Raw genomic sequence first — 4,674 nt, forward strand, 5'->3', positions numbered from 1 at the left:
ATGACTGAAGAAAAAGTTTGGGAACTCCTGGCAGAGTTGGTTGCTTCCCAGAAAAAAACAGATGAACAACTCGCCACCGATCTCCCATCTGGCCCACAGACCCCCTGCTTCGCAAGAGAGGAAGACCAATATTCTTCAACGAATGCAGCTGGTTTGCTTGTTGGATTGTAGTTTTTGCTCAATTGGGGCAACTTTTTCTGAGGCAGCTTTTGATCATCCCAATTCCTCTGGAGAATCCCGATGAGCCGCGCAGGAAGACATCGAATTCATCAAGCAGCATCTCAGCGAATGGCTTACTGAGGTCAGCCTGGGCAAGCCACCAGCTGTCTATGAGATTGAGTTGCGCGAACGCATGGTGCGAGTGGAAGAAGCGCTCAAACACCAGGGAGAACTGATTCAGCAGCTAATCCAGCAAATCGATAAGCGATTTGAGCAGGTGGATCTCCGGTTTGAGATGATCGAAAAACGTTTCGAGCAAATCGATAAGCGTTTCGAACAGGTCGATAAGTGATTTGAAGAATTTCAACGACAAATGGACAGGCGATTTGGGCAGGTGGATCTCCAGTTTGAGCAAATGGACCAACACTTCGTCGAGCTACAGCGCAGGATGGATCGCTTCATGTTCTGGTCCCTGGGCATGATCCTCACCGTTGGTGGAATTGTCATCGCTGTCCTCAAGTTCTATAGCGCTACCGCTACTACTCCTGATGATCTCATCCACTTTTTCCCAAGCATGAACGAAAAAACCGAACGTTTCTCTCTTTCTATTTGATGATCAGATCAACCCAATTCACTCTATGACTTCAGCCAAAACCGCATTGATCACGGGTATCACTGGACAGGATGGTGCCTACCTTGCCGAACTGCTGCTACAGAAGGGCTACATTGTCCACGGCATCAAGCGTCGCAGCTCCAGCTTCAACACTGGACGGATCAACCACCTCTACCAGGATCCGCACATTGATCACCGCAACTTCGTGCTGCACCACGGGGATTTGACTGATGCCACCAACCTGATCCGGATTGTGCAGGAAGTACAGCCCAACGAGCTCTATAACCTAGCCGCTCAGAGCCATGTCAAGGTCAGCTTTGAGACTCCAGAATATACCGCTAACTCTGATGCGCTGGGGACCCTACGGCTGCTGGAAGCGATTCGCATCCTCCAGCTGGAGAACAAGACCCGCTTCTACCAGGCGTCGACCTCTGAACTCTATGGCAAGGTGCAGGAGACTCCACAGACTGAGCTTACGCCCTTTTATCCTCGTTCCCCCTACGCGGCAGCCAAGCTCTATGCCTACTGGATCACGATCAATTATCGGGAAGCCTATGGACTACACGCCAGCAATGGCATCCTCTTCAATCATGAATCTCCCTTGCGTGGAGAGACCTTTGTCACACGCAAGATCACCCGAGCTGTCGCTGCGATCGTTCAAGGACGACAGGAGTGCCTCTACCTGGGGAATCTGGATGCCAAACGAGACTGGGGACACGCACGAGATTATGTTGAGGGGATGTGGCGGATCGTGCAGCAGGAGGAGCCTGATGACTATGTGTTGGCCACCGGGATCACCACCAGTGTACGCGACTTCACTACCCAAGCCTTTGCAGTGGCAGGGATTGAAATCCATTGGGAAGGAACTGGGGAAACAGAAATCGGCAACGATGCTCAAACTGGAGCAGTACGTGTGCAGATCGATCCACAGTACTATCGTCCCACCGAGGTCGACCTGCTGCTGGGGGATGCAACCAAGGCACGAGAAAAATTAGGCTGGCAACCCGTCTGTGATCTGCAGCAACTGGTGCAGGAAATGGTTGAAGAAGACCTGCGCGCTCCCTGAAATTTTTCTGTTTTTAGATTCTTTCAAAACCAGCTTTTTCAGTAACAAAGAAGCAAAACGGCAGCAGGAAAGCAAGAGAGGTGTGAGACAACGGTCTGCTTTGTGCTTGTAATCGATTCAACGAAATGAAACGGCTGCACAGGGAAGGGTAGCGAGGCGCCAGTAGGCCAGAGCAAGGAAGCTCTGCAAGTTTGTGCTGTCGAGAAAAAAGCCAATGCGCACCTGGGTCGTTCTGCTCCTACTGCTCTTTACCCTCAGCGCCTGTTCGCCCTCCAATTGGAGAATTTGCTCGCTGAAGTCCTACAAGCAGGCGTTACTGCTTAACCGCCTCAACTGTTACTGAACTTTTCTGTGATAGTCAGCCATCCCGAGCCCCTTCTGGTTGGCTGGGTCAAGAACGGGACGCTTTTTCCGATTCATTTTTCTCCTCCCGCGTAGTTGCTTCCTCCTCTTCAGTTTCTTCTTCCTGCCAGTGGCCACTGCCTGCCAGACCCGCAATATCCTGTCGCAAGTTGGTTTCCAGCACCAGCAACTCGTGAATGAACTGTCCGGAGGCACCAAGATCGACGGTTTGGTTGACATATTCCGAAGAGCGTTGAATGTCTTCCTGGTACTCGTTGCGTAGCAATTGAACCAGGTCTAGCTCCGGATTCTTTTCGGCAAGCTGCAAGAGCCGGATGGCACTATGCAGTTCATCCTGCACGCGCCGGAAGGTCTTCTCGATCTTCTCCAGTTCCCCAACTGTGAAGGGAGAATCCAGGCGCTTGTTCTGGCGATCCAAGGCGTAGTCAAACAGTCCAAGCCGCACGTTGTACTGACGAACCGACTGCACGAGGGTCTTGTAGAAGCGGCGCAGCTCTGCAGTGTCTCCGGTTTCGACCCGATTGCGTCGAGGACGTAGTCGCTTCCAGAAGGTCCGTCGATCTCGCTGTCGTCGCAATGAGTCGAGTTCGTTGGCCAACTCTCGGCACAATTTCCACTCCTTGAGACTTCGACGATACCAGAACCAGAAGACACCAGGCAGCAGTAGCCAGCTAGTCAGCAGGCAGGGCCAGAAGATCCAGAAGCGGCGACGCTGGTAACGCTGCAAGGCCTGTTGGTAGGCTTGTTGCAGCACATCCAAGTGTTTGTCTTCCAAAGCATTGACCGTACGTTCCGCAACTGGACGAAGGTAGTCGGGGCGTCGCAATGGAGCTTCGTTCATGAAAGGCTTTTCAAAGGAAAGAGGGAGAAGAGAACTCAAGATCAAGGGAATACCGGAGCCAACGACAAAACGCAAAATCCTTCCCAGCTTCCGGACCCCTTGCCATTGTCCTACCTAATTGTGTTAGAGTGTCAGAATTATTGAGTCAGTGTGCATCATGAGCAGCAACCGCCAAAATGTTTGCTCCTGTCGAGACAACTTCTCCGTACTCCGTAAAGAGAGGACATGAGCCAGCCTGCCCCGATCAAACCACTGAAAGTTCTACTGCCGGCAGACCTCCAGAAGCGACTGCAGGACTCTGTGAAGCGCCGCCTCGGGCGCTTCAAGCTGGAGCCTCAGTTTGATCTCTATCCGCCTCGCAAAGGCACTTCCAGCGATGGTACGATTAAGGTCGCCCTGCCACATCAATTGTCTGGGGGACTGCATAAGATCAACACGCTGAGCAAGATTCTGGAACTCTACCTTGTGCGTGGCCCAAGCCTCTGGCATCGCGTGAGATTCACTAACGAGAAATCTGGTGATCCACGACGAGAACGCTACCAGCAGCTCCAGCACGACATCGGCCAACGTGAAAAGTCCAAGGAGTTCCTGCGTGTCGTTCATCAGAAGCTGGTGCTGGAAGAGAAGGAATTCTACCTGAAGGAGGAGCAGGAAATCGTCAAGGAGTTGCAAGGGATGTTGGAGCGGATGCAGTTGGAAGATGCCTACTGGGCTGGGCTGGACCGGATCTTCAGCGACACCGTGGCGGAAGTGACCGGGATCACGACTCTGGAAGGGCTGATGAAGGGCCTGATGTGCATCCTCATCGTGGATGATCTGGGTGACCGCACACTGAATGGCCTGACAGGCCGAGGACACAAGCGCAAGCTGCTGACTTCCCTCACTTTGCGAGAACTGACCCTGCAACATCGAGTCTACATCAAGGAACACCCGAAGCGTGGCAGTTTGAGTATCAGTGAGTTCCTGCACGACAGCGAACAATTCCATCAGTACGATCTAATTCTGCTCAATCAGTGGGACGTCAATCAACAGAAATTCATGGTGTGGCTTGGTGTGCGCAAAAAAGCGATCCTAAGCAAGAAGGAAGAGGCCATGATGAAGCGTCAGGATTCGCTGGAAGACAACATCGCCAAACTCCAGAAAGAGCGCGAAGATCTGAAGAATCGCCTGCGTACGACGGTCGAGCAACTCAAGGAAATCGAGGAACAGGATCCGGATTCAATCAGCAGCAACGCAGAAAAGAAGTACCAACGCCTGCGTACTGTGAGAAGCCGGCTGGTCGAGGACCTCAAGCGCAAGACTCTGAAGATTCGTGAGTTGGAACGCCCGATCAATACAGACAGTGAGCTCACTTTCAAGGACCATGATCTCTACGATGTGATCATCGAACGGCAGGGCTTTCAGCAGTGGATGCGGTCTCAGGTTGACGGCATCGGTAGCATCTTTGGCAGCTCTGGGCAGAAAGAAGAGAATGTTCTCAACCAGATGCTTAACCTTGGAGAAATTGTGCGCCAGCTACGCAAGGAGAGTCTGCAGCTACAGACCTTGCAACGCACCGTTACCCAGCTGCAGGAGCAACTGACAGCCTATGCGACGGATCACGGGGTCACCACAGGGAAAAAGACAATCGAA

General features: G+C 52.4%; 3 protein-coding genes and 1 pseudogene. 3 read left to right on the forward strand and 1 reads right to left on the reverse strand.

The features are described 5' to 3' along the window. The first annotated feature begins 259 nt into the window (after positions 1–259). Together P8O70_15470 and gmd are read left to right on the forward strand one after the other, a co-directional pair. Positions 260–679: pseudogene (locus tag P8O70_15470) on the forward strand (hypothetical protein). A gap of 118 nt (positions 680–797) precedes the next feature. Beyond that, the gene (gene gmd, locus P8O70_15475) at positions 798–1,838 is read left to right on the forward strand and encodes a GDP-mannose 4,6-dehydratase (GenBank protein ID MDG2198243.1); all 1,041 of its coding nucleotides are present in this window, start codon (positions 798–800) and stop codon (positions 1,836–1,838) included. Positions 1,839–2,229: 391 nt separating this feature from the next. Here gmd and P8O70_15480 read toward each other — a convergent pair whose 3' ends face one another. Continuing rightward, the gene (locus P8O70_15480; GenBank protein ID MDG2198244.1) at positions 2,230–3,042 is read right to left on the reverse strand and encodes a hypothetical protein; all 813 of its coding nucleotides are present in this window, start codon (positions 3,040–3,042) and stop codon (positions 2,230–2,232) included. A 225-nt stretch (positions 3,043–3,267) separates the two neighbouring features. Here P8O70_15480 and P8O70_15485 point away from each other — a divergent pair. After that, a partial coding sequence (locus tag P8O70_15485) for a hypothetical protein (protein MDG2198245.1) occupies positions 3,268–4,674 on the forward strand: 1,407 nt, incomplete at its 3' end.

It is taken from the genome of SAR324 cluster bacterium, from assembly GCA_029245725.1.
Lineage (GTDB): Bacteria > SAR324 > SAR324 > SAR324 > NAC60-12 > JCVI-SCAAA005.

What these genes read in the sequence shown, in the direction of transcription:
- P8O70_15480 (MDG2198244.1), bottom strand. Translation starts at nt 3,042, where the DNA reads ATGAACGAAGCTCCATTGCGACGCCCCGACTACCTTCGTCCAGTTGCG.
- gmd (MDG2198243.1), top strand. Translation starts at nt 798, where the DNA reads ATGACTTCAGCCAAAACCGCATTGATCACGGGTATCACTGGACAGGAT.